At 56.1% G+C, this 25,282-nt stretch carries 24 protein-coding genes; 5 read left to right on the top strand and 19 right to left on the bottom strand.

Annotated features, from left to right (window positions below):
• The first annotated feature begins 217 nt into the window (after positions 1-217).
• Positions 218-610 carry a group III truncated hemoglobin gene (locus WEB64_RS04310; RefSeq protein ID WP_368061594.1) on the top strand — a complete coding sequence of 131 codons (393 nt, stop codon included), beginning with the start codon at positions 218-220 and terminating at the stop codon, positions 608-610.
• Positions 611-657: 47 nt separating this feature from the next.
• Here WEB64_RS04310 and WEB64_RS04305 read toward each other — a convergent pair whose 3' ends face one another.
• Together WEB64_RS04305 and WEB64_RS04300 are read right to left on the bottom strand one after the other, a co-directional pair.
• A complete protein-coding gene (locus WEB64_RS04305; protein WP_368061595.1) occupies positions 658-1,584 on the bottom strand; it encodes a DMT family transporter in 927 nt (308 codons plus the stop codon).
• Between the two features lie 132 nt (positions 1,585-1,716).
• Entirely contained in the window at positions 1,717-3,438 is a 1,722-nt protein-coding gene (locus WEB64_RS04300) for a thiamine pyrophosphate-binding protein (protein WP_368061596.1), read from the bottom strand.
• 407 nt (positions 3,439-3,845) lie between these two features.
• Between WEB64_RS04300 and WEB64_RS04295 the strand changes: the two genes are divergently transcribed.
• Positions 3,846-4,838, top strand: coding sequence for an AEC family transporter (locus tag WEB64_RS04295; protein ID WP_368061597.1), 993 nt, complete (start codon positions 3,846-3,848; stop codon positions 4,836-4,838).
• Between the two features lie 27 nt (positions 4,839-4,865).
• On the opposite strand, the gene WEB64_RS04290 is transcribed toward WEB64_RS04295, so the two are convergent.
• Positions 4,866-6,266: a succinylglutamate desuccinylase/aspartoacylase family protein gene (locus tag WEB64_RS04290; protein ID WP_368061724.1), complete on the bottom strand. Its 1,401-nt coding sequence runs from the start codon at positions 6,264-6,266 to the stop codon at positions 4,866-4,868.
• A gap of 320 nt (positions 6,267-6,586) precedes the next feature.
• Here WEB64_RS04290 and WEB64_RS04285 point away from each other — a divergent pair, with 320 nt between their 5' ends.
• Entirely contained in the window at positions 6,587-6,745 is a 159-nt protein-coding gene (locus WEB64_RS04285; RefSeq protein ID WP_368061598.1) for a YqaE/Pmp3 family membrane protein, read from the top strand.
• A gap of 65 nt (positions 6,746-6,810) precedes the next feature.
• On the opposite strand, the gene WEB64_RS04280 is transcribed toward WEB64_RS04285, so the two are convergent.
• The 5 genes from WEB64_RS04280 to WEB64_RS04260 form a co-directional block, all read right to left on the bottom strand.
• Positions 6,811-8,457, bottom strand: a complete 1,647-nt coding sequence (locus tag WEB64_RS04280) for an MBL fold metallo-hydrolase (protein ID WP_368061599.1) — start codon at positions 8,455-8,457, stop codon at positions 6,811-6,813.
• A gap of 102 nt (positions 8,458-8,559) precedes the next feature.
• Positions 8,560-9,834: an MATE family efflux transporter gene (locus tag WEB64_RS04275; protein WP_368061725.1), complete on the bottom strand. Its 1,275-nt coding sequence runs from the start codon at positions 9,832-9,834 to the stop codon at positions 8,560-8,562.
• 285 nt (positions 9,835-10,119) lie between these two features.
• Positions 10,120-10,617: a thiol peroxidase gene (gene tpx, locus WEB64_RS04270; RefSeq protein ID WP_368061600.1), complete on the bottom strand. Its 498-nt coding sequence runs from the start codon at positions 10,615-10,617 to the stop codon at positions 10,120-10,122.
• A 130-nt stretch (positions 10,618-10,747) separates the two neighbouring features.
• Positions 10,748-11,968: a Bcr/CflA family multidrug efflux MFS transporter gene (locus tag WEB64_RS04265; protein WP_368061601.1), complete on the bottom strand. Its 1,221-nt coding sequence runs from the start codon at positions 11,966-11,968 to the stop codon at positions 10,748-10,750.
• A gap of 115 nt (positions 11,969-12,083) precedes the next feature.
• Positions 12,084-12,986: a LysR family transcriptional regulator gene (locus tag WEB64_RS04260; protein ID WP_368061602.1), complete on the bottom strand. Its 903-nt coding sequence runs from the start codon at positions 12,984-12,986 to the stop codon at positions 12,084-12,086.
• Between the two features lie 311 nt (positions 12,987-13,297).
• On the opposite strand from WEB64_RS04260, the gene WEB64_RS04255 reads away from it, so the two are divergent.
• A complete protein-coding gene (locus tag WEB64_RS04255) occupies positions 13,298-14,194 on the top strand; it encodes an acyltransferase (RefSeq protein ID WP_368061603.1) in 897 nt (298 codons plus the stop codon).
• Here WEB64_RS04255 and WEB64_RS04250 read toward each other — a convergent pair.
• The 11 genes from WEB64_RS04250 to folE form a co-directional block, all read right to left on the bottom strand.
• Positions 14,178-14,399 carry a hypothetical protein gene (locus WEB64_RS04250; protein ID WP_368061604.1) on the bottom strand — a complete coding sequence of 74 codons (222 nt, stop codon included), beginning with the start codon at positions 14,397-14,399 and terminating at the stop codon, positions 14,178-14,180. The two genes, WEB64_RS04255 and WEB64_RS04250, sit on opposite strands and share 17 nt — an antisense overlap.
• Before the next feature lie 78 nt (positions 14,400-14,477).
• Positions 14,478-16,448 carry a ribonuclease R family protein gene (locus WEB64_RS04245; protein ID WP_368061605.1) on the bottom strand — a complete coding sequence of 657 codons (1,971 nt, stop codon included), beginning with the start codon at positions 16,446-16,448 and terminating at the stop codon, positions 14,478-14,480.
• A gap of 147 nt (positions 16,449-16,595) precedes the next feature.
• The gene (locus tag WEB64_RS04240; RefSeq protein WP_368061606.1) at positions 16,596-17,039 is read right to left on the bottom strand and encodes a DUF411 domain-containing protein; all 444 of its coding nucleotides are present in this window, start codon (positions 17,037-17,039) and stop codon (positions 16,596-16,598) included.
• Positions 17,040-17,066: 27 nt separating this feature from the next.
• Positions 17,067-17,192: a hypothetical protein gene (locus tag WEB64_RS04235; protein ID WP_368061607.1), complete on the bottom strand. Its 126-nt coding sequence runs from the start codon at positions 17,190-17,192 to the stop codon at positions 17,067-17,069.
• On the bottom strand, positions 17,185-19,470 hold the full coding sequence (locus WEB64_RS04230) for a heavy metal translocating P-type ATPase (protein ID WP_368061608.1): 2,286 nt from the start codon (positions 19,468-19,470) through the stop codon (positions 17,185-17,187). Before WEB64_RS04230 ends, WEB64_RS04235 begins: the two co-directional genes overlap by 8 nt.
• Positions 19,471-19,476: 6 nt before the next feature.
• Positions 19,477-19,902, bottom strand: a complete 426-nt coding sequence (locus WEB64_RS04225; protein ID WP_368061609.1) for a MerR family transcriptional regulator — start codon at positions 19,900-19,902, stop codon at positions 19,477-19,479.
• A gap of 78 nt (positions 19,903-19,980) precedes the next feature.
• Complete coding sequence (locus WEB64_RS04220; protein WP_368061610.1) at positions 19,981-20,292, bottom strand: hypothetical protein; 312 nt, start codon at positions 20,290-20,292, stop codon at positions 19,981-19,983.
• Positions 20,293-20,349: 57 nt separating this feature from the next.
• Entirely contained in the window at positions 20,350-22,044 is a 1,695-nt protein-coding gene (locus WEB64_RS04215; protein WP_368061611.1) for a putative bifunctional diguanylate cyclase/phosphodiesterase, read from the bottom strand.
• 59 nt (positions 22,045-22,103) lie between these two features.
• Positions 22,104-22,610 (bottom strand): CHASE domain-containing protein, encoded by a 507-nt coding sequence (locus WEB64_RS04210; RefSeq protein WP_368061612.1) that lies wholly within the window; start codon positions 22,608-22,610, stop codon positions 22,104-22,106.
• Between the two features lie 396 nt (positions 22,611-23,006).
• On the bottom strand, positions 23,007-23,447 hold the full coding sequence (locus WEB64_RS04205) for a CoA-binding protein (protein WP_368061613.1): 441 nt from the start codon (positions 23,445-23,447) through the stop codon (positions 23,007-23,009).
• A 135-nt stretch (positions 23,448-23,582) separates the two neighbouring features.
• Entirely contained in the window at positions 23,583-24,149 is a 567-nt protein-coding gene (gene folE / locus WEB64_RS04200) for a GTP cyclohydrolase I FolE (protein ID WP_368061614.1), read from the bottom strand.
• A 214-nt stretch (positions 24,150-24,363) separates the two neighbouring features.
• On the opposite strand from folE, the gene WEB64_RS04195 reads away from it, so the two are divergent.
• Entirely contained in the window at positions 24,364-25,281 is a 918-nt protein-coding gene (locus WEB64_RS04195; RefSeq protein ID WP_368061615.1) for an alpha/beta fold hydrolase, read from the top strand.
• Position 25,282: the final 1 nt, after the last annotated feature.

Raw genomic sequence — 25,282 nt, 5'->3', positions numbered from 1 at the left:
GAGTTAATCGGAGACTCCCTAAGCTCAATTTCCATCCTATCGAAAGCCGGTTGGGGAAAACAGTGACCATTCGCAGCTTTGCTGAAATGATTTTCCATCACTCTCCACCATGCAGAAATAAACGGGGCGTCAATGACGACAGATGTTTCGGAGGTGACTCCGGCTCCGTAGAGGCACACAATGGCCGGTAGGATCACGATCACCTGCGGAGGCGACAATGGATCTCGATAACCCGGCCGCTATCCATCGCATGGTGCAGATTTTCTATTCCCGTCTGCTGGACGATCCGGTGATGGAGCCGGTGTTTCTGGAGGTTGCGGGGGTGCACCTGGCGGACCACCTGCCGCTGATAGAAGGTTATTGGTGCAAGATGCTGTTGGGCGAAGATACCTATCATCGCAATATGGTGTACCACCATGAGCAACTACACGACCAGATGGCCTTGAGCGACGAGCATTTCGAGCTGTGGTTCAAATACTTCAACCGCACGCTGGACGACTGCTTCGAGGGCCCCTATACCGAAAAAGCCCGTTCCCTGGCCCGTAAAATTCTCCACAACCTCGCGCAATGGTTGGATGAGCGCGAGCGCTTGGGTTATGACGATAAATAACCTCGGGAAGCATCCATCGCCAACCTGACACTCCGCGTATAGCTTCGTTAGCGGGTCGGTTTAGACCCTAGCCTTGGAGGACGGGTCGTGAGTAACAAGCCCAGCAGGATCAGGATCCCGCCAGCCAGATGGAAAATACTCAACCGCTCACCCAAAAACAGTCCCGCCAGCACGGCCGCGAAGACCGGATTCAGGTACATGAACATGGCAGCGTTGGACGGCCCGATCCGGTGCACACCGTTATTCCAGAACGCATAAGCCAGTATGCCCGGGAAAATGGCCACGTAGAGCAGCGTCGGCGCGACCTTTAGCGAGGGCTCGAAGCCACCGGACAGAAATAACAGGTCTATGAGATAGAAGGGCAGAATCACCAGCACGCCCAGCGTCACTTGCGTGGTCAAAAAAGCAATCGGCTCCAGCGGCACTGCCTGACGCCTCAACAATACCGAGAACAGGCCCCAACAGAAGACAGCGCCTACCATGATCAGATCCCCAGGCTGGAACGACAGTTGAGTGAAGGTTTGCCAGTTGCCCCGTCCGACCACCACCAAGACCCCTGCAATCGCGAGTGCGATACCCATCATCTGCAACGGACGCATCCGGTCGCCAAGTACAAGCCACGCCAATAAGGCCACCATGATGGGTATCGTAGAATTAACCAGGGTAATATTCAGCGCGGTTGTGGTTTGCGCGGAAAGGTAAAGCAGGGTATTGAAAGCGCCAACGCTGAAGGCGGCGAGTGCCAGCATGGAAGGCCAGCGCTCAACAATGATCGGCCATTGCCTACGCACGGCTGGCAACCCGAAGGGCAGCAAAATGGCGAGTGCGATGACCCAGCGCCAGAATGACAGCGACAGTGGCGGAATGGTATCCACCACACTGCGCGCCACCACCGCATTACCCGCCCAGAACAGAGGGGTCAGGGTCAGGCCGATGTAAGCCAGCCACAGGGGCTTGGGAAATTGAGTAGACAAAGCCAACTCCTGTCGTTGCAAAAATGCATCAAGAATCGGCAGCATACTACTCGCACAATATTTGATTGCGAAACTACAAAATAGTGAAAAATGGTGTGATCACGTCCAACCGTGCGCTTTTTCCTTCGAGTGTTACTGATTACGCCATTTTTCTTCGGCGTCATTCCAGGCAGCAACTGGCTGCAAATCCGGAACCCAGGCAAGGCCTGATTTTGCATCCGAAGAAACTGCCTCCGGCGTTACCAGTACATCCAGCAGGGCTGGCCTGTTAGCGAGCGCCCTCTCGATGGCCGCAGGCAAGTCGTCGGGATTTTCGACGCGTTCCGAATGCATGCCAAAAGATTCCGCCATCCCGGCATAGTCTGAGAACCGAAGGTGAGTGCCGGTAACTTTGCCGTGGGTTTCTTTTTGATCCGTCACTTCAATTGCCCAGGAGCCATTGTTGGCAACAACAATCAGAACAGGCGCTTGATGTCGCACGGCGGAGTCGATTTCCATGGCATTAAACCCGAAAGAGCCATCTCCGGTTGCCACTACAACGGTTTGATCTGGTCGGTTCAGGCTTGCAGCAATGCCAAAGGGTGTACCAATACCGATGCAGCCCAGAGAGCCCGGATCCAGATAGGTTGTTGCCGGTAGCCCGACACGGGCGAAACTCAGGAAGTCTCCGCCGTCCGCTACAATGACGGCGTCTTTTGGTATGGCGCCCCGTAAGGCTGCCAAAAGGCGATTGGGGTGCATCAGGCCATCGCTTCCCGGCGGTGCTTCAACCATTTTTTGGTAAAGCTTTTCCGATCGCTGGCAATGTTGATTCCGTAGCTCTTTTGTCCACTCCGTGTCGGTTGCCGGTTGCCGTTCTCCGGCTTCCGCCAGAATCGCTTCCAGCGCCATCTGTGGATCACATAGCAACTCCACTTCACCCCTGCGATTGTCCCGGATTTCTGAGGCACACTCAGCGATTCGCAGAAATTTGGCGTCCCCGAATACCGCTGGCGAACCATAGGCAAGCTGGAAATCGAGCTTTCTACCGATCGTTATTACTAGATCTGCCTGGCCGAGTACTGATCCTCTCATGGCCGCGACGACCGATGGGTGATCCTCGGGGATCAGGCCTTTGCTTTCGCCAGTATCAAGGTAGGCGGCGTTGACTCGCGACAGTAATTTACTCAGTGCCTTCCCTGCGCCCATGGCGCCCCGTCCGGTAATTACCAGTGGCCGCTTTGACGACCAGAGGAGTTCCACCGCCTTCTTAATTGCCGTGGGTTCTGGCGCAGTGCGAGGCCGCTCCTTGGGAGCAAAATGTTCCTCAAGCAACAATGCAGAAGGAATTTCGGCCCTTTGGGTGTCCACCGGAAAATCAAGATAAACAGGCCCTGGTTCACCACCATGCCCCAATGCGCGCGAGACGGCCTCGTCAAGCTCCTGAAGCACTAGTTCCGGTCTCCTGACGGTCATGGCATACCGGGTAATTGATCGCACAAGGTCAGTGTGACGCATATCCTGAAGAGCCCCCCGGTTTTCCTGAGCCTGGGGCGGAGTGCCGGACAAAACCAGTACCGGGACACGTGCAGTATGAGCGTTTGCAATGCCTGTCATTGCATTTGTCACTCCGGGTCCGGCCGTAACCATGGCGACTCCAAATCCACCAGACAACTGTGCCTCTGCATGAGCCATATAAACCGCGGCGCGCTCGTCCCTCACGTCGATAATGCGAATTCCGACTTTATCGAGCTGCATCCAGATCGGCATGATGTGGCCACCACAGAGGGCGTATACCCGCTTCACTCCTCTTTCTTTCAGAAAGCGGGCGATTATGGCGGCTGAAGAGGTTTCAGAGAAGGTTTGGATTGGCATGGTAACTCCCGTGGTCGCAATAACTCATTGTCGTTGTTTCATGGGGATTAAAGGCGCTACTCAAGCACACCCGTGAAAAGCTGTATCCGCAAATCTACGTAGAATTGCAAGCGATACAGCATTCTGAATAGGAAATCTATTAAGTTTTCTCTGTGTCGAGTTTGCAACCATGAGTAAGAAAGCTGGCGATGGTTACATTTGGCTGGTCGACTGGAAGAACAACGTGGTAATCTCCGCGGGCAAAACGTATATCCTTCGGAAGTGGAAGGAATTTTTGCTGGGCATCCAAGCTAAATGGCCATTGGATTTATGGGTGTTTCTGGCGATAAATCTAGGCCTTGTTCGATCACTTTTATTGTTTTCGTACGGCTATTTAAGCGGTTGGCGCCGACAAGGCACATGAACATATGCAGCAGATTTTTCTGGTTACTTTTCCGTTCTTCGCCCTTGTTCTCTGTGGTTACATGGCCGCCAGGTTCAGAGTACTTCATCTCGATGCGATTCCCGGTCTGAACGGTTTTGTTCTCTATTTTGCGTTGCCCTGTATGCTATTCAGGTTTGGCGCAGACACACCAATAGATAGGCTTTTGGATCCGGGACTTTTTCTCACCTATTTGTTCTGTGCCTTTGTAATGGTAGGGCTGACCATTGCTGTAACTCGCAGGGCAAGACTCGGGTGGAAAGATGCATCTTTCGGAGCCTTGGTTGCAGCTTTTCCCAATTCCGGCTTTATGGGCATGCCTCTGCTGATTGTTTTGATTGGACCAACGGCTGCAGGGCCTTTGCTAATATCGATAATTATCGATGTGGTTATCACATCCTCCCTCTGCATCGCGCTGGCTGGCAGAACGGTTGGTGGCGGCCAAGGAGTCGTGCTATCGATAAAAAGTGCATTTCGCAGAGTGTTGGTCAATCCGTTACCCTGGGCAATTTTGCTGGGGGGTGCAGCATCCGCAACCGGTTTTACTCTGCCGACGCCGTTGATGGATACGGTTGGCATGCTAGCGGATGCTGGCTCGCCCACTGCGCTGTTCACTATTGGAGCCGTGTTGGCGCGTTCCCAATTAACGGCGCTAGCAGGCAATGAGAAGACCCGAGCAAGCGGTGATATTCTGACTATTGTCGCTCTAAAGCTGTTGATTCACCCCGCGCTGGTTCTTGCGGTTGGCCATCTCGCCATTTTCTTTGGGGCGGGGCTAGATCCTCTGGCCCTGGCAATTCTTGTACTAGCAGCTGCCTTGCCAAGCGCGAGCAATGTTCCTATGCTGGCGGAGCGTCTCCGGGCTGATACAGAACGTGTTGCAAAGATTGTTCTGCTCTCAACTGCGCTGTCATTCATTACATTCTCTTTTGCTGTTGCTTGGCTTTCGCCATCGCCAGCTTTCCATCAGGGTGAATAGTTTTACTTGGAAATGTAACATCCCATACTACTCCCCAGGCACTTCTGCTTTTAGACCAATGTGATAGGCGGCGAAACCGGCCATAACGACCTGATCCACGGCCATACCGATAACGCGACCATCGGAATCTGCCCGGATCGGATGCTGCTCATTGGTTATGGGGTCAGCCACGATACCCAGAATTTCGCCTTGAATAACGGTAGCCCCCAGTTTGACGTCACTGAACAGGATGCCGCCGTGATCGGCCCGCAGCCAGTGGGAGTCGTAATAGACCGGTTCCGGATCGCCCCAGACGAAGAAACGATTTAGCATTTTCTGTTTTTCCATCAGGCTGTTAATGCTGTTAACACCGGCCTCTATCTGATCTTCCTGAATCCGCAGGGATTCTCCTGCTTCCATGGTGACCGACACAATACCTGCGGCGACTGCAGCGCTGCGCAACATGCCGGGCCCGCCGCTGCTGTGTACGATGGCCATACCATCAAAGCCCCGGGTGAACTCGGCCACAGCCGGGTTGTTCATGTCTGCCCGCATCTGCGGCAGGTTGGTGCGCTTGAGGGAGCCGGTGTGGATGTCCACCAACATGTCACAATGACGAATCACCTGCTCGAACAGCGAATGGGCGATACGCCCGGCGAGGCTTCCGGCAGGATCACCGGGGAAATAGCGGTTGAGGTCACGGCGATCCGCGAGGTAACGGCTGCCCTGCTGGAAACCCTGCACGTTGACGATGGGGAGCCCGACCACAGTGCCGGAGAGTTTCTCTGGCTCCAGGTCGTACATAACCCGGCGTACTATCTCGATACCATTGAGTTCATCGCCATGGACGGCACCGGTGAGACAGAGTGCAGGCCCGGGTTTGGCGCCATTGACCACCAGCACAGGTGTGGGCTGGGACAGCCCGGCGATCTGAATGCCCGGTGACCAGGCCAGCCGGGTGGAAGTGCCTGGTAATACATCAGCGTTTAACAGTGAAAACGGTTTGGCCTCAACGGGAATCTCTGTTTTCGCCCCAGCCTCTTCTGAGGTTGTATCCTGAACTTCTGTCGCGGGAGGAGCTGCATTGTCCTGGCCGCTGGCGATCGGGTATGGGTTGCGCTCGGCGCCCGGAGCATCGTCGGCAACATTCTCCTGCGGAGCTGATTCAACTGGCTCTGGCACCGGCGCGACCTCTTTGAGATCAATATCAGGCGCCACGATTTTCTCCGGGTCTGCGGCACGGGCTTTCGAGGGTTCTTCCTGAGGGGGCCGGGCCTCTGTTTTGGTGCCTGTATTGCCGGATGACTTTCCAGTAGTGTCACGATCGACCTCCTGGGGCTGGCGGGGTGCTGAAGTCTCTATTTCCTCGACACTTTCGTCCTCAGCCAGACTACTGACCGGTACTTTGGCAGGTTCGGCGAACACAGGTGAACTGACCAAAAGCAGCATAGTGACCAGACGGATGGTGAGCGCAATGGAAAATTCGAAAGGTCGTGCATACCGCTTAATCAGCACTGGGAAGAGCCTCTTGGATGAAATGGTCACTAGATGACATATTACCGGACAGCAAAGGGTAGATGACATGAGGAGGATACGGAACCGGCCTGACAAAGGTTTAATTTCCGGCGCCAGACCGCCCGTGGCGGCTTTTTCAGCGTCACAAGCGGCCAGGCCCTGCTCGTGAAGACTTTTGATTTCCTGTATAGGCACTATAGTTAAGCCAGGAGTCATTATTGAGACATCAAAACGTAATTTCAGGAGAGAAGCGAATGGATTTATTGCGAATAGTGATTGCTATACTTTTACCACCGCTGGGCGTGTTCCTGCAGGTGGGAATCGGTAAACATTTCTGGATCAATATTGTACTGACGTTACTGGGTTATATTCCGGGCATTGTTCATGCGGTCTGGGTGATTGCCAAGAAGTAATACCTGTACAAGTTGGCCCGAAATCCCAACAGGCGGTTTCGGGCTCACTCCCCGACCTGCTCGCATCAGTTGTTCTGTCTGATCAGCTGCCACTGGTCATCACTCAAAGCCGCCACCCTTTCCTGTTGCAGTTTTAACAGATGCGCCAACAATGACCGGCTGGCCAGCCCATGGATGGCGGTTGGTACATCGTCATACGCGTGAGCAGTGAGATTTTTCAGAGTAGCTGGTCCGTGGTCTTTCAGGGCTGCCAATACTTTGTGCTCCCGGGCCATTCGATGGGTAGTAAGGTAATCAATGACCGCATGGGCATGGCCCAATAGAAAACCGTGGCCGGGGGCGATGTAAGAGATGTTTTCTTCCAGTAGAGCGTGCAGCGAGACCAGGTAGGCCTTCATATCACCGTCCGGCGGATTGATCACCACCGTGGAGCCTTGCATGATGTGGTCCCCGGAGAACAACAGATTCTGTCCTTCCAGCAGATAGCAAAGATGATTTGAGGCGTGGCCGGGGGTGTGAAGCACTTTGAGCTTACCAGCGGCTGTCTCGATTTCATCATCATGTACGGGTACCCGATCCGGCCTGAAGCTGGCATCCTGGGAAGCACCTTCCGGCGCCTTCATGCCGACTAATGTTGCCCCGGTGGTCTCGCGCAGAGCGGCGGCCCCGGGCGAATGGTCCCGATGGGTGTGGGTAACCAGCACCCGCGTAATAGCACCGCCAGTGATATCCAACAACTGGCGAAGGTGATTTTCATCCTCGGGGCCGGGGTCAATAACTGTATAGTCACCGGGCTTGCCCAACACGTAGGTGTTGGTGCCGGGTCCGGTCATCATCCCCGCGTTGCCCGCTGTCAGACGCTGCACGCCGGGTCCGAGCACAACCGGTACGCCAGGTGTGATGGTTGCGCTGGCGGTGCCCTGGCAGCGCGGATCAAGCTTGCGAACCTCGTCATAAGCGGGCGCTCCGGGTTCTATTGTCACCCGTTGCCCGGCTCTGCGGGCGGGCCAGGGCCGATTTTCCAGGGGCTCCGGTGGCTGGGAGCGTGCGTACGCCATGAGCGCATCAGTGGTATTGAAATCACTGAGAATCCGCAGAGTTCGAACGGTAGGCGAGCCCAGCAACCGATGGCCCAGGCGATGATCCTCCAGAGCCTGGGCTGGCGATAGCCAGACATGGTCTATGGTTTCAATTCCGTCGTGGCGGGCAATCTGGTTTGGCGGTGCCACTGCGACAAAAAATCGGGTATCAAAGCGTCGGGGTGGCCCGGGTGGTGTGACCCAGTGGCTCAGATAGGCCAGTTGATCCAGTGGTATGGTAAGGCGATGTTGCTTGCACAAATCAGTCAGTTTGCGTTCAGAGGCGTTCAAGGCAGCGCGTTCACGCTCAAGTGTCGCCGTGTCGAGGCTGACCGGCTTGTCCTGATCATCATTTGCGAGCAGTAGGCCAGCCTCCTCAAAACACTCCCGCACCGCGGCAATCATATAGCCCGATCCACCTTCGGTAATACCCAGGTAATGGCTTGCAGAGGCGTCGTCGTGGCCGTCAGCCCAGTCCCGGCAGAGATGGTCATCGGCGTCGACGGCGCCACCAGGGAAGACATAGAAACCGGGTAGAAAAACGGCGTCCCAGGTACGTTGCAGCATCAATACCTGAAGGCCTTCAGGGGTATCCCGGGTTAAGGCCAGCGTGGCCGCAGGACGAATTTCCATCAGATAATACCTTGATAAGTTGTTCGGCGAAGATCAGACACCAACGATAGCGGAAAATTGGTTGCTCTGCCTCCAGATGAATCTTGGGGCGGGGTCACGGTATCATCCTGGCCCGCCCAGCCTTCTCATGCCCTGCCGGTATAGCCGGTAGGCCATCACGCCAGCCAACAGATTGCCCACCAGCGCGCCGGTCATCAGGCCGGTAAGGCCGGCGAGTTCGGAGCCAAGCCAGAGCGCTGGCAGGAAACACAGGAACAATCGTAGAACTGAGATCAGCAAACCCCTCATGGCGAGACCAAGCGCATTGCACACCGATACCATCATCATGCAGACCCCGAGGCCGCTGTAACTCAGGGGTACCCTGATCAAATACTCCCCCAATATTTCCCGAACGGCTCCGTCGCTACTGAAGAGTTCCGAGACCAGGCCGGACCCGATCAGCCAGAACACACCGAGACTGAATTGCCAGACCACCACGAATCTGATCGCAAGACGAACAAGTTTCTTGATGGTATGGATATCGCCGGCACCAAGAGCTCGCCCGATCATCGGGGGCAAGGACATGGTCAACGCGAGCACGACGACAATGGAGAAAAACTCGAGGCGAGTGCCCAGGCCCCAGGCAGCGACCGCAGCGGATCCAAAACCGGCAACCAGCGCAGTGGCGAACATAGCAGACAGCGGTGGCATCAATTGGCTCATCATGGCTGGAGCCATAATGCCGGTGAGCTGCTTAAGGGCTTTTGTGAGGGCAAGCTCGGCGAGATCAAACCGCAGCCAACCCCGCTTCAGTACGCTCGGATAGACGACGAGGCAGCCTGCACCAAAGGCGGTCACCGTTGCCCAGGCAGCGCCGGGTAACCCCCAGCCGAAGACAAAGATATAGAGCGGGTCCAGGCCGATATTGACAAGGCTGGTCGCCACCATCATGTAGCCAGGCAGTTTGGTGTCGCCATGAGACCGGCAGATGCTGTAGCCGAAATACAGCATGGCGCCGGTCCAGGCGGAGAGCAGCCAGGGCACCCAATAGCTGCGGATCATCGGTAATAATGCTTGGTCGGCGCCGAGTAACGTCATGGTGGGCGCCTGTAACAGCCATAACAGGATGCAAAGCACCAGCACCATCAAGGCTCCAACGACGACCACCAGTCCGCCCAGTCGTTCTGCTCTGGCTTGATCACCGGCCCCGAGGGTGCGGGAGATGATGGCGGTGGTGGCAATGCCGAGGCCTACCTGCAAACCGATGATGAGTTGATGCATGGGCAGGGTGAACCCCAATGCGGCCAGTGGATCGCGGCCCAGTTGGCCGATAAAGGCGCTGTCGACGAGCTGGAAGGTCATCAGCGATAGCACCCCAAACAGCATAGGCCACGTCATGGTGAACAGCTGGCGGGCCAGGGAGGGCTGATTTTGGGTGTTGATGGTCACTGTTGGGGGGTTGTCTCGTGGTGAGGGGTAGCGCAGTTCAGTATTCTGCTGGGGAGTGTGGTGGCGGGAGGACGGACTGTTCCAAGACACGCCCGTGAATACGTCCTTGTAGGGCTCGGGTGTGACCATCCTTGGCCACACACGGTCTTGGAGCAGTCCGCCCTCCCGCCCCATCGTACTATGGGAACCTGCCCGAAGATGAAATCAGAGCTTGAAATGAGACCCCAAGCTGGTTCAGAGCACGCTCAGAGCAGCGTCATAATCCGGTTCGTCTTTGATTTCGCCGACCAGTTGGCTGTGCAAGACTTTGTTGTTCTCGTCCAGCACGATAACAGCTCTTGCGCAAAGGCAGGCAAGCGGGCCGTTCTGGATCGCCACGCCATAGTCCGGCTGAAAGCTGTAATTGCGGAAGGTCGATAGAGTGACAACGTTCTTCAGGCCTTCCGCGCCGCAGAAACGGCCAGCCGCGAAGGGCAGGTCGGCGGAGACAACCAGTACTACAGTGTTGTCGAGGGCGCCGGCTTTTTCGTTGAATTTTCGGGTCGAGGCCGCGCAGACGCCGGTATCAATGCTGGGAATGATATTGAGGATTTTGCGTTTGCCCGCATAGGCCTCGAGCTTGGTCTCTTCCAGGCCCTGGTTGGTCAGGGTGAAGTCCGCGGCGGTGTCGCCAACGGAAGGAAATGTGCCGCTGATTTCGAGAGGGTTACCGTCCAGTGTCACTGTGCTCATCGGAAACTCCGTTTTTGATCCGCTAAATCGTTGGGTGTATGAGGGTGATTACGACTTTACCATACACCTGTTTAGTCGATTTTGGATGACTCGTCACCCAGGAAAATGTTTCCGACAGGGTGGCCTCTGCTCACGCCGGTGCACTGGTGGCGGGCTCGAAGCCTTGGGCGGGGTAACGCTGCACGACTAACAGATAGACCGAGAGAGCGGCCAGGGCGCAGGCGGCAATGGCCAGAGCCATAACCAGCGAGGTCCCGGTATGGAGGTGGCCGACAAGCAGGCCCACCAATGCGGCAACGGTCATTTGCACGCAGCCGAATACGGCGGAGGCAGACCCGGCCATATGCGGGAAGTTCGCCAGCGCGCCCGCCATGGTTTGGGGCAGTACCATGCCCACGCCAATCATGAAAATGATCTGAGGCAGCATCACTGCCGAGATGTGGAATACTTCTGCAAGCGCAAGCGCCGCCATGACCGCGCCGCCGATGACATTAAGAAAAAGGCCGCGTTGAAGTATCTGGTCCGGCAGCAAGCGGCGGCCGAGCCGCACGGCGATGAGGTTGCCAAGGATGTAACCGGCCACCACGAAAGCGAAGTAAAACCCGAAAAATTCGGCCTTAACGCCGAAAAATTCAATCAGTACAAAAGATGAGGCAGACAGGAATGCGAACAGCCCGGCGAATACCAGCGAGTTAGTCAGCGTGTAGCCAATAAAGCTCGGATCGATGCCGATAGCGCGGTAGTTGCGAAGCAGATTGCTGATTCGCAGGCTTTGGCGGTTGGCCGGTTTCAGGGGCTCAGGTATGCCAATCGCTATAACCACCGTCATGATCAGAGCGTAGGCACCCAGAACCATAAAGATCGAAGCCCATCCAAACACGCCCAATAACAGACCGCCAAGGGTTGGCGCGATGGCCGGAGCGAGAGCCATGATGCTGGCGAGAATGGCCATAATGCGGGCCGCTTCCCGAGGGGTGTAGATGTCACGGATGGCCGCCCGCCCCAGTACTGGACCGGCGGACCCTCCCAATGCCTGCAGGAAGCGGCAGACCACCAGTGTTTCAATATCGGTTGCGAGCGCGCAGCCCAGACTGGCCAGGGCGAACAGGCCAAAGCCGCCAATCATGATCGGTTTGCGCCCGAACCGGTCAGCCAGTGGACCGCAGACCAGCTGCGCCAGGGCGAACCCGGCCATGAAAATACTCAGGGTAAGTTGCAGCTGGTCGGTGCTGGCGCTCAGGGTCGCGCCCATGGACGGCAGCGCTGGCAGATACATATCGGTTGCCAGCGGCCCCAGTGCAACGGCGGCCGCGAGCAGGATAGTGGTCCAGACACTGGTGAGTGCAAGCATGGATGTTCCAGCCAGGTGATTCTCGAAGGAACAGCGAGTTTACGCCGATCGGTCGGATGAATAACGCCCCCGCACTTCATAAGACATATGAAAAAAAGTGATGGGTTGTAGCGGTTCAGGATTCCAGGCCTTGTGCCACGTCAATTAACTGCTGTCGCAGCCAGCGATGGGCAGGGTCTTCATGGTTGCGCTGGTGCCACAGCATCAACAGAGTGAAGGGTTTGAGTTCGAATGGTAACGGTGCGCGCTGGAAACCTTTCAGCAGATGATCTTTCATCCGGTAAGGGGCGGTGGCAAGTAAATCGGTGCTTTTCAGAAAGGCGGGCAAACCCGAGAAGTTGGATACAGTGACCGCAACATCCCGGCTGAGGCCCTGGGTTGAGAGCGACGCCTCCAGCGCCATGCGCTCTCCGGTCGCGAACAGAATACCAATATGGCGGCTTTGCAGATAATCCGCCAGGCTCTCCGGGGCCTCACGCTGATCGGCGTCATAAAAGACCGTCATATGGTCGTCGAGTAGCCTTCGCTGCATAACGTCACCCACAGCGGGAGGGTGAGGAGAGATAACCAGATCACACACGTCCTTGCGCAGCATTTCGGGGTTGGGGATGCCGGAGGGCATCACTTGTAACCGGATGCCGGGTGCGGTTTCCCGGAGGCTTGCCATTAATGGCGGTAACAGCAGGTCCCGCTGATAATCATTAGCGGCGACGGTAAACGTCAATTCGGCCTCGTCGGGGGAAAACGGCGGTCCCACTGACAACGAGCGCAGCTCTCCCACCAACTGCCGGACGTGGGGGCCTGCTTGCAGGGTGTATCGTGTGGGGGTGATACCACGTCCGGATTTGACGAATAACGGGTCCCCCAGCGACTGGCGTAACCGGTCCAGTGTGTGGCTGACCGCAGACTGGCTGACTCCGAGGCGCACCGCCGCCGCTGAAACGCTGCCGGTATCCAGTACCGCCAACAAGACGTTTAAAGCCCTTACATCAATGTTGAATTCATCAATAGTGTTCATGCTTGGCAGTGTAAGAGGGGTTGGTTGCGGCATCCAGTTTAAAAGCTGTGAAGCCGTCTGTTTTGTTCATTCCTCCATTATAAGGGGGTTGCACGGCTTAAGGCAGCAACTCCGGATCAACTTCGGTAAAGTAGGCTTCGACAGGCCAAGTTCGGTTTGGCCAGGCTATTCGTATTCGGTCGAGCTGACACAAACCAACAGGAGCAGGCGGGGTCAGTTGAAGCTGGAATTGGTCAGTGCGTGCTGCCCACCGACGGCTTGCGTTGGTATAATGGGCCGAGAATTCCTTTAACAATAACCGGATGTTCGCCATGCTCAGTTTTTTACCTGCCCCCGTTCGTGGGTTCATAGCCGCCTTCTTGTTGGCGTTGAATACCCTGTTCTGGTGTTTGCTGCTCTATATTCCGGCACTGCTCAAACTGGCCATTCCCCATACCGGGTTTCGGCTGGTGTGCACACGTCTGATTATCTGGGTTTCCGAATCCTGGGTGGCCTGTAATACCGGCTGGATGAAGCTGACCCAAGGCACACGCTGGCACGTCAAAGGTGATGATAAGCTCAAGCGCGAAAGCTGGTACCTGGTGCTCAGTAACCACCAGAGCTGGGTGGATATTTTCGCCATGCAGCGGGTGTTTAATCGCAAGGCACCTTTCCTGAAGTTTTTTCTCAAGAAAGAACTGATCTGGGTGCCGGTGATCGGAATTGCCTGGTGGGGGCTGGATTTTCCGTTTATGAAGCGCTATTCCAAGGAATATCTGACAAAACACCCGGAAATGCGCGGCAAGGATATGGCAACCACCCGCAAAGCCTGCGAGAAGTTCCGCACCACGCCCGTGAGCGTGATGAACTTCGTCGAAGGTACCCGTTATACTCCGGCCAAACATGCCAGCCAGAAATCGCCTTATCAGCACCTGCTAAAACCCAAGGCTGGTGGAGTTGCCTTTGTGTTGGATGCAATGGGAGAGTCGATTGAGACGCTGGTGGATGTCACCATTGTCTATCCCAGCGGTGCTCCGAGTTTCTGGGACTTCCTGTGTGGGCGGGTTGAAGAAGTCTATATGGTTATTGACACCGTGCCGATTCCCGCAGAACTTCGTAGCCAGGATGAAAAACAGCGGGGCGATGTGCGCGGCTGGGTATCGTCAATATGGAGCGCAAAAGACCAGCGGGTAGCTCAGATGCTGAAAGAGGTTAACGACCCGGTCTAGGTTTCTCACCCTGGTCGTCGTCGTCTTCGACTTCCTCTGGATGCTCCTGGCGATAGCGCTCCCATTCCTCCCAGTCATGGGGGGTGCCAGCATGGGGGCGCTTCAGGTGTCTGGCATGCTCAAGGGCGTTATGCCGGAGGCTGTGATCACGCTCCTCTTCATCCTTGTCAAAGCCGTATTTTCTCAAGAACTCGTCTGGGCGCATCGAGGTACCCTCCTGCCATTTGCTGGCGTGGCTTTACTGATTTCCTGAACCTTACGATGCGCTCTCGAGACTGGCTTTTCAAGCGGGCGGTATTTGGTCGGCAGGTGCTCTTTCAACCAATTTGAAATTGATCTGTTTGCGGTCATCGTCGACGCCAGCCAGGGTGACGGTGACGGGTTGTTCGATCTGGAAAAACCGGCTTTTGCCGTTCAGGCGCAGGGTAACCGGATCAAAACTGTATTTGCCGGAAATGGTTTTGCAATTTACGAAGCCTTCCAGCCCATTGCTCACCAGGCGAACGAAAAATCCAGCAGGAATAGTTCGGCTGATGACACCGGCCATGGGCTGGTCGCCCAGCTTTTTGGCAAAGTCGCATTTGAGCCAGTTATCAAGACTGTTCGCTGCCTGCCTTGCCCTGATCTGGGTGGCCTGGAGCTGTGCCAGTTCTGCGCTTTCCAGGGCTTTGAGCGGGTGTTGCCAGAGTGCCGCCTTGAGCAGCCGGTGCACGTAAAAATCCGAAAACTTACGCAACGGTGACGTGAAGGTGGTGTAAGCACTCAATCCCATACCCTGGTGTGGCGCCGGGGTAAACGACAGTTCTGCGCGCGCCAGTTGGCGGGCCACTATACTCTTGACCGGAATCTCACTGCTGGCCTGTTCGGCCTGGCGCATGAGAGTTTTGAAGCCTTCGGGGTCGGCAGGGTCCACCTCGGCAAGCTCAGGTGCGTAGTCTCTCAGCAGCGCCCTAATATTGTCGGTCCGGTCCGGTCGCAGGCCGGGGTGCTGGATAAACAGGCCATGGCCCTGCTTGTCGAGGAAATCCGCTACACTGCGGTTGGCCGCAATCATGCATTCTTCAACCAGGCGGTGGGCTTCGTTCTGCACTGCCGGATCAATTTGACGGACGCGGCGGTTTTCGTCGAGGCGAAGGCGGAATTCAGTCCGATCATTACCCAGCAGGGCGTGGGCTGTGCGCCACTTTCGCAGGGCTCCCGCTACCTGGTGCAACTGGTCAAGGCTGTTGAGCACCTCGGCCGGTAAGGCCCGGGTTTCGTCATCTTCACGGCCTTCAATGACATTGGCGACCAGGTCATAGCTGAGCTTGCCTTTAGAATGAATCACCGCCTGGTGAAACTGGTAATCCCCAAGGCTGCCATCGTTGTTGACCTGCACATCGCACACCAAAGCCAGACGGTTAACTTCGGGCATCAGCGAGCAGAACCGGGTACTGATGGCATCCGGTAGCATCGGCAGCGGCTCACCGGGAAAGTAAATGGCGGTGGCGCGCTGACGGGCGAGTAGTTCGGCCGCGCTGCCCTGATCAATAATGGCGGTGGGATCTGCAATGGCAACTGAAAGTCTCCAACCGGTAGCATTGGGTTCTGCAAGCAGAGCATCGTCCATATCCTGGGTGTTGGGGCTGTCGATGGTGACATAGGGCTGATCGGTGCGATCTTGCCGATCTACACTCAAGGCCTGGATAGTGGATTCATCCAGGTCGCCAGCCTGTTTCTCCACCGTTTCCGGCCAGGTGTCGTCGAGGTCAAAGCTGGCAAGGGTGAAAGCTCGCTCGATGCCGGGCTGGCCAGCTTTGCCCAGAATGCGCAGGATAGCCGCCTGACCTTTGCTGTCCTTGAAAGGGTGGCGGGATATTTCACAGTAAATGAAATCATCCGGCTCGGCATTCAAACGATTCTGGGGCGCAATAAAAATCCAGCGGTTGATGCCCGGAGTTTCAGGCACGACAAAATGACCTTTACCCTGAATCAGGTATTTGCCAACAAATGTCGTCAATCGGGTTTCCAGTAACTCGTCAATCACTGCCTGACTCTTGCCATTGTCACCGGTCTGCTCGATAACATGAACCCGGTCTCCGGGCAGCACCTTCTGCATCTCGTCCGGTGGCAGAAAAAGATCACGGCCATCATCCAGTGCGACAAAACCAAAACGTCCGTTGGTCGCCTTGATGGTGCCTGGTAACACAACCTTGGTGGATTCAATATCAGTTTTGAGCTGGCGCAACTGCTGGAGGGCGTCGGCATTAAGCATGCAAAAGAACCTGACTGGTATGGGAATGTATATCTGCCGGAGTATACCGGTTATGGTCTCCCGAGTCAGACCCTCAGCGGCGACACACCTGAAATTGATTGTTTAAGCGCGTCAATCAGGGGGTAGTAGCCCGAGTCATTCCGTCGCTTATGGGTATTCAGCAAACACTCTGGTCTGGCCTTCCTCGTTGTAAAGCAACACCTGGTAGCTATCCTGGCTGTCTCCCATTTCCATACCCGGTGAGCCCACCGGCATACCCGGAACCGTCAGACCGCGGGCTTTGGGCGCCTGCTCGATAAGGCTCCTGATATCACTGGCGGGGACGTGGCCCTCGATTGCGTACCCGTTTATAAAGGCTGTATGGCAACTGGCCAGTGCCGGAGTCAGTCCAGCCTCCCGTTTGATCGGATTCAGATTGTCGGTATCGTGCACCTCGACGTCGAAGTCGTTATCTTCCAGATGTTTGACCCAGTCACCGCAGCAACCGCAGCTGGGGGATTTGTAGACGGTGATTTTATCGTCGTTTTCTGCGGCCATTGCCAGATTGCTGAACGCCAGCGAGAGCGCTAGGCTCAAGGCTTTGAGTTTCATAGTGCAGTACCTCAGTGATGTTGTTGCTCAGTGATGATGTTGATAGGCGCCGTTCTTGTCAGCTTCGGGGGCAGATTTCCCCGGCCACCAGAACCAGACGACAATAGCAGCCATCAAAATCAGGCCGCCAAGATTGACCAGCAGACTAGTCATGGGTTCCCCCTTTAGGCTGGAAGGTTCTGAAAAACCGCAGCCGATTGGCATTGGTAACGACGGTAACGGATGAAAGCGACATGGCTGCGCCAGCCAGAATCGGGCTCATCAGGAGGCCCCAGACCGGGTACAGCACCCCTGCCGCAATCGGAATGCCCAGGGTGTTGTAGATAAACGCCCCGAACAAATTCTGATGGATATTACGAATGGTTGCCCGGGATATCTCAATGGCATCGGGCACGCCATGCAAGGAACCGCGCATCAGGGTAATAGAGGCACTTTCAATGGCGACATCGGTTCCGGTGCCGATGGCAAAACCCACATCAGCCGCTGCCAGTGCGGGTGCATCGTTAATGCCGTCTCCGACCATCGCGACGACAAAGCCTTGCTGACGCATTTCCTCGACAATCCGGGCTTTGTCTTCCGGAAGTACGCTCGCGCGGAAATCATCGATGCCGGTTTTTTCCGCGATGGCGCGAGCAGTGGTTTCGACATCTCCGGTGACCATCATGACCCGGACACCGGCATCGTGGAGCCTTCGAATCGCCGCCTTTGAATCGCTCTTGATGGCATCGGCGACCCCTATAACGCCCAGCGCCCGATCACCCTCTGCCAGAAATAACGGCGTACCGGCCTGGCGCGCGATCGTCTCGGCCTCGTCCGTCAGGCCGGAGAGATCAATACCTTCGGCCTCAAGCCAGCGCCGGTTTCCAAGTCGAAGCGTGTTGCCATTGAAGGTACCCTGTACGCCCTGACCATTGAATGCTTCAAACTGCTCGATCGTCTCCGGTACAGCATTCTCCTCCTGGGCTCTAATAACAATGGCTTCGGCCAGAGGGTGTTCAGAATGCTGCTCCAGGCCTGCGGCAAGGGACAGCAATCGCTGTTGGTCACCATCAGAGGCGTGAACATGAGTAACACCCGGATGGCCCTCGGTTATGGTGCCGGTTTTATCCAGGATAACCAGGTCAAGCTTACCCGCCGTTTGCAGCGCATCGCCCTGGCGGATGAGTGCGCCATATTCGGCCGCCTTGCCCACGCCCACCATCACCGACATCGGGGTGGCGAGACCCAGCGCGCAGGGGCAGGCGATGATCAGCACGGTGGTCGCCGCCACCATCATATGGACGACTTCTGGCGCTGGCCCGACGTTGTACCAGATCAGGGCGGTAACAACAGCTATCAGCATTACGCTGGGCACAAACACCGAGGAAATACGGTCTGCCAGCCGGCCGATTTCCGGCTTTGAGCCCTGGGCTTTCTTGACCAGCCGAATAATCTGCGCCAGGGCAGTCTCACTGCCGACCCGGGTGGCCCGGTAAATGATCGAACCGTGGGTGTTCAGTGTGCCTGCCGAGACCTCATCGCCGGTCTTCTTGCTGACCGGCATGGGTTCACCGGTCAGCATGCTTTCATCAATGCGGGTTTGCCCTTCCGTTATGACACCGTCCACGGGTAATTTCTCTCCTGGACGAACGCGAATGTGATCATCCCGCCGCACCTGTTCGACGGGCAGGTCTCGCTCTTCTCCATCCCGAATAACCCGGGCGGTCTTGGCGCGCAAATCCAACAGGCGTTTGACCGCTTCCGAGGTCTTGCCTTTGGCTCGCAGCTCCAGTGCCTGTCCCAGATTGATCAAGCCGATAATCATGGCTGAAGCCTCGAAATAAACATGCCGCGCCATTTCCGGCAGCGCTTCGGGGATGCTGGCAACCACGATGGAATAAAGCCAGGCGGTGCCGGTACCCAGGGCAATCAGGGTATCCATGTTGGCGTTGTGATGCAGGAAGGCTTTCCAGGCGCCGGAGAAAAAATGCCCGCCGGTGAAGATCATCACCACCAACGTTAATCCGCCCAACGCCAGCCAGGTGATCTGATTGGCAGGCGACACCATCATGCTGCCGAAACCCATGCCCCAGACCATCAGGGCCACGCCCAAACCGAGGCTGACTCCCATTTTGATCAGCAGGGTGCGGTATTGGGCCTTGTCTTCCTGTTCCTTGTCATCCTGAGCGGTGTCCGGGTTCTCGATAACCTGGGCACTGTAGCCAGCACTGGAGACTGCCTGGGCAAGGGCTTTCGGGTCCGCCTGGCCACCGGCCGTGGCGACTCTGTCCGCCAGGTTCATATGGGCTGAGCTGACGCCCTCGACGGAGAGCATGGCCTGTTCTATTGTCCGCACGCAGGAGGCGCATGAGGCACCACTGACGGCAAGGTGAATCTGATCGTCAGAGTTGTGTTCCTGAGTCGTTGGCGTTTGCATGGGTCGCGCCGTCATCGCTGATTACTCCTTGATGCCTTTGGTTGGGTCATCCCAATGCTCAATCAGGCGACAGATGGTGTGGCCGTCCGGAGTGCCATCCGGCATGGCTTGCCAGGCACTGAGTGCGCTCTTCATACGGTCACGGAGACTGTTGAGTTCTTGCAACTGGGTTTCCACTTCTTCCAGCCGGTGCTCGAATACCCGTCGCACCATTGGGCAGGGCGAGTGATGGTCGTCGGCCTGATTCAGGATGGATTTTATCTCCGGCAGTGAGAAACCCAGTTGGCGTGCCTTACGGGCGAAACGCAGCTTTTGCAGGTCGTCGGGCGAGTACTCTTGATAGTTATTTGCCGGGTTGCGGCCAGGCTGGAGCAGCCCTTCGCGAGTATAAAACCGGACGGTATCGGGGTTAACCCCGGCGGTTCTGGCAAGTTCACTGACTCTCATAATGGTCAACCTCTGGGATTGAGTAATCATTATGAGAGTTTAAAACCTGTGAGTCACTCACAGGTCAATAGCTTGAGGTTATTCTTTTGCCCGGAGGAACACTTTGCAATGGCGGCATTGGTCCGGCGCCAGCAGTTTGGCTTGCCAGCCAATCCGTTGGCCGCAGGCGGGGCAAGCGAGTCGTCGCTGTAATACCACGATCGGCGCCACCAGACCGGCGATAATTAGGCCCAGGGGGCCCCAGCTTTCGTCACTGGAAAGCCCGAGCTGACTGCTGAAGACGAGTACGCCGATAAGAGCAAAAAACGCGAAGATAAAATAATTACGATTCCAGGTTTCCCAGCGTCTCAGCTGGTGGTCCTGTTCCCGGTTCAAATAGTCAGAGCTCATGGATGGATGCCGTTGCTGGGAAACCTAGGTGAAAGGTGGGCTCTGCGCTGTGCAATTTCAAGGCGTGCTGGTTACGCTTTCAAAACTGATGTTCCGTTTTAACAGAACCATAAGCTCATCGGCCGGGATGGGGCGGCTGATCAGGTAGCCCTGGGCCAGATCACAGCGATGGCTGCGGAGGAAGTTCAGTTGAGCTTCGGTTTCGACGCCCTCGGCGGCGACTTGAATGCCCAGGTTATGAGCAAGGTTGATGACTGCGCGGGTGATCACTGCATCATCGTGACGCTCAGTGACACGGGTAATAAACGACCGGTCAATCTTCAGCAGATCGACGGGGAAGTCCCTAAGGTATCCGAGAGAGGAATAGCCAACGCCGAAGTCATCAATCGACAGGTGCACCCCGAGCTTGTTGAGCCGAGTGAGCTGGCTCAGGTTACGTTCGAGGTTGTCGATGAAGATCTCTTCCGTTAACTCTACCTCCAGTTGCCCCGCCGACACGCCATGAGAGGCCAACGCATGTTGGATATGATCAACCAGATGATCGTCCTCCAGTTCGCGACCTGACAGGTTAACGGCGACTCTCAAATGAGCCAAGGGCCCGTCTGCCCACTCGGCCAACTGTCGGCAGGTGGCCTGCAACACCCAGCGTCCGATGTCAGTGATGCGCCCGCTTTCTTCGGCCAGAGGGATGAAGTCCACCGGGGGCAATAAACCCCGAACCGGATGTTGCCACCGAATCAGTGCTTCGACGCTACCCACCTGCATGGTTGCGAGGTCAAGCTGAGGCTGGAAGTACAGCACGAACTGATTGTCGACCAGCGCCTGATTAAGATCCTTGTCCAGCTCCAGACGCATGACTTCCCGGTCCTGCATGCCCTCGGTATAGAACTGGTAGGTATTGCGCCCGCTTTCTTTGGCACGGTGAAGAGCAATATCGGCGTTGCGGAGGAGAATATCGGCGTCGAGGCCGCTTTGCGGATAGACGGAAACCCCCATGGTGGCGGTAATGTTGTGGGGTTGGCCCTGCACATCAAACGGTTCGCTGAATGCCTGTTTGATCTGGCCCAACAGGTTGATGACGTCGTCAATTTCTTCTACCTGTTGCTGACAAAACATGAATTCATCTCCGCCTGAGTAGGCGACCAGGATGCGTTCATCGCTCAGCGAGTTAAGGCGTTCGGCAACCTTGATCAGCAATTCGTCGCCGAACTGGTGGCCAAGGGAGTCATTGAGGGTCTGGAACCGGTCGAGATCGATCATGACCAGCCCCACCTGTCGGAGCTGGCGATCCGCCATGGTCAGGGTGTGGACCAGGTCTTCCATAAAGAAGCGCCGGTTAGCCAGGCCGGTGAGGGCGTCAGTGGATTCCAGGCGGGCCAGGTTCTGCTGGGCCATTTCGCGTTGATCGATTTCCTGCTGCAGCTCGTTGCGTGTTCTTAATAGGGCCCGATTGCGTTTCAGAATAAGCTGGACCAGCAGAGTGGACATGCTAACCAGCATGCCCACAAGCAACAGCGTGGAGAATGTTACCCAAGGCCAGTCGCTACGGTGGCGCTCTATCCAGCTCGGGGTCGGGGAGAGCTGCAATAACCAGTCCGTAGATGGCAGGTCCACTTTGGCATTCTGGGAGAACGCCCGGTTTGGCGGCTCGTTTGAATCGATGCGATAGGCCGCCTTGTTATTTTCAATAATCTCAAGAGTGAAATTGGTTTTGATGCGGGGCGTTTGCAGGGCTTCGATCAGACCTTCCATGCGAAAAACGCCTGCGATGTAGCCATTATTTTGCTCACCCTCGTTAACGGGTGCGTAGATTACCAGCCCGGTGCCCCCTGTTTGAGCTCGATCACCCCAGAGATGTCGAGCTGGCCGGTTAGTGCGGCCCGTTCAAGTTGCTGTCGGCGCACTTCCGAGAAGGCCACGTTGTAGCCGATGACTTCCTCGTTGCCTTCCATCGGTTCGAGCCAGCGGATGATGTAGTTGGAATCGATCCACTCAATCGCCTGGTAAGTGCCAAAATCTTTGAGGTAATTGCGGGCATCTTCCTGCCACGCCTGTTCCGGCATGTCCGGGTCAATTTTTCGACGTTCTGCCATGCGGCTCAAGGCGGTGACGTGGGCACCGAAGTCTTTTTCGAGCTCAAGGGCCAGCCCGCGAGCCTCGGACCAGAGATTCTGATTGATCTGGGCTACATCCTGTTGCTCAATGCCGAATTTGAGGCCACTGGCAATCGCCAGGAAGGTCACGAAAATAACAACAGGCATTATCGGGCTCAGCAGCACTGAGTTCATAACACCTGATACTGGTTTTCGTTTTGGCACAAAAGGCTCCGGTTTGGAACAAACAGAATGCACTGGTTAGCGGGAGGAGGCGTCAGAATTCATGTTCCTGCGCATGTGCAGTGGTGACAACCTGATCTACCCGACCGTAAAGCGAAACACCGAATGCGCCATCCGGAAGGGCTTGGCGAATGGTATATAGCTCCCCATTGCCATTCACAGGGTCGTCGGCCAGGTCGATAATAACCGGACGCTGCAGGGTTTCGAAACTTGGATAGTGATGCGCTGGTTTTACGTCGGAACCACATGGCTCTGCCAGTCTGGTTGTAATGTCATATCAGTATGGCAGAAAGTCCGGAAACTGCGTCTGGCCATATCAGACACTTACCTGGAGAAAACGTAAAATGTTGTCAAATTATCTTGGGTTAGAGATGCGCTTCAGCTTGCGGCCGGGGTCACCAGGGGTATACCAAGACGAGGGATTTCCTGCTTCGGGCAGCGGTTCATGACCACTGTGAGACCCGCGTGTTCTGCTTCTTTCGCCGCCTCTTCATCGATTACGCCGATTTGCAGCCAGAGTACCGGAATAGCCAGCTCGGTAGCGGTTGCCATCAGCGGTCCAACGCGCTCCGAGGCGATAAAAAAGTCCGCCATGTCCACCGGCTCGGGTATGGCTTGCAGAGAAGGATAAACCGTTTCACCCAACAGCTTCCGACTGGCAAGGCGCGGGTTTACCGGGATAACCCGATAACCCCGGCCTTGCAGATAGGCCATGACTTCGTAGCTGGCCCTGTGGCTTTTCTCGCTGGCGCCGACCAGAGCGATAGTACGGACCGTCGTGAGAATGTGACGCAGCGCTTCGGGATGGCTTTCGGACATAGGGTATGTGCTCCGGGAATTATGTAATGAGAGCCCGGTGCGCTTCGAGACTTACAGACACCGACTCGGCATAGCGTAACGCGTGGGGCCTGTCGATTTCCAGGCGGCTGAATGAGGGGGTTGCCATGGCGTCTCCTAACGTCTCTGAATGAGGTTCAGGAATTCAGAACGGGTCGCCTGATACTGGCGAAAGGAACCCAGCATCACGGAGGTTTTCATCAGGGAATTCTGCTTCTCGACACCGCGCATCATCATGCACATGTGCTGGGCCTCGATCACCACCGCAACACCCTTGGCGCCGGTAACATTCTCAATGCCTTCTGCAATCTGCCGGGTCAGGTTCTCCTGAATCTGCAGGCGGCGGGCATACATATCCACAATACGGGCAAATTTGGAGAGCCCCAGCACCCGGCCGCTGGGAATGTAGGCGATATGGCATTTGCCTATGAATGGCAACAAGTGGTGCTCGCAGAGACTGTAGAGTTCAATATCCTGGACGACGACCATTTCATCCATGGCGGATTCGAAGATGGCGCCATTGACCAGTTCACCAAGGTCCTGTTTATAGCCCTTGGTCAGGAACTGCATAGCTTTAGCGGCTCTTTTGGGAGTGTCTTGCAAGCCCTCGCGGCCGAGGTCTTCACCAAGCCCGGAAATGATCTCCCGGTAATGGCTGGTGAGGTCGGGGAGTTGATCAGTCATATCGCATTCCGCTATATATCGGTTGTGTGTTGGTTCAGCTGTCAAGATTAAGGCAAAACGGGTCATTGCACTACGATTGTGATGCAAATCAGTGGCGCAGAAAGACCAAACGCCAGGGCCGTGACGCAGGTCGTATTAACCGATAACCACGTTCTGGTTTACCGCACCGGTTTGATTTACAGTTTCTTATATCACGTTACTGCAAGGATCACCGATGCAGCAGGTTATACCTCACGGGGCTGACAGCGCTGGCGCGGGCTTATCCTCTTCCATGTCGCAATGGCAGCAGGAGGGTAAGTGGTTCAGCTATGACGATCACGCTATTTTCAGCCGTATGGCCGGTGAGGGGGAGCCGCTGGTTCTGCTGCACGGGTTTCCTACCGCGAGTTGGGACTGGAACCGGCTATGGCCGCTATTGGTCCGCCATTATCGGGTGATGGTGATTGACATGCTCGGGTTCGGATTCTCCGACAAACCCCTCAACTATAATTACAGCATCGACGACCAGGCAGACCTGCAGCAGGGCTGGATCGAAGGTTTAAGACTCAAGCGCGTGCACCTGCTGGCCCATGACTACGGCTGTAGCGTTGCGCAGGAGTTGCTGGCCCGCGAACAGGAAGGTTCGCTGCGGTTTTCCATCGAGAGCGTGTGCGTACTCAACGGCGCACTTTTCCCGGAAGTACACCGCCCCTTACTGATCCAGAAACTCCTCTGCAGTCCGTTGGGCGGGCTGGTCAGCCGCGGCCTCGGTCGTGCAACCTTTGATCGCAATTTTTCCCGCTTATTTGCTCCTGACCGGCAGCCAACCGGGGAGGAATTGGACCAGTTCTGGTACCTGCTCACCTACAACAATGGCCGCGGCATTCTGCACCGTTTGATCCGTTATATGGAAGAGCGGCGTTGTCACAGGAATCGTTGGGTCGGTGCTTTGCAAACCGCCCGGCAGCCAAAGAGACTGATTTCCGGCACTGCTGACCCGGTCTCGGGGGTAGCCATGGCAATGCGCTACCGGGAGCTGATAGCTTCTGCGGACGTGGTCAGCCTCAGAGGTGTGGGGCACTATCCCCACTTCGAATGCCCGGGCGATGTTTTCCGAGCTTACAGGGATTTTCGCAAAGTCCATTCAATTTGAT

The organism is Marinobacter sp. (assembly GCF_040882185.1).
In the GTDB taxonomy this organism is placed as follows: Bacteria; Pseudomonadota; Gammaproteobacteria; order Pseudomonadales; family Oleiphilaceae; genus Marinobacter.
Note: the sequence above shows the minus strand (reverse complement) of the source record. Positions and strands in the feature narration are given on the sequence as shown.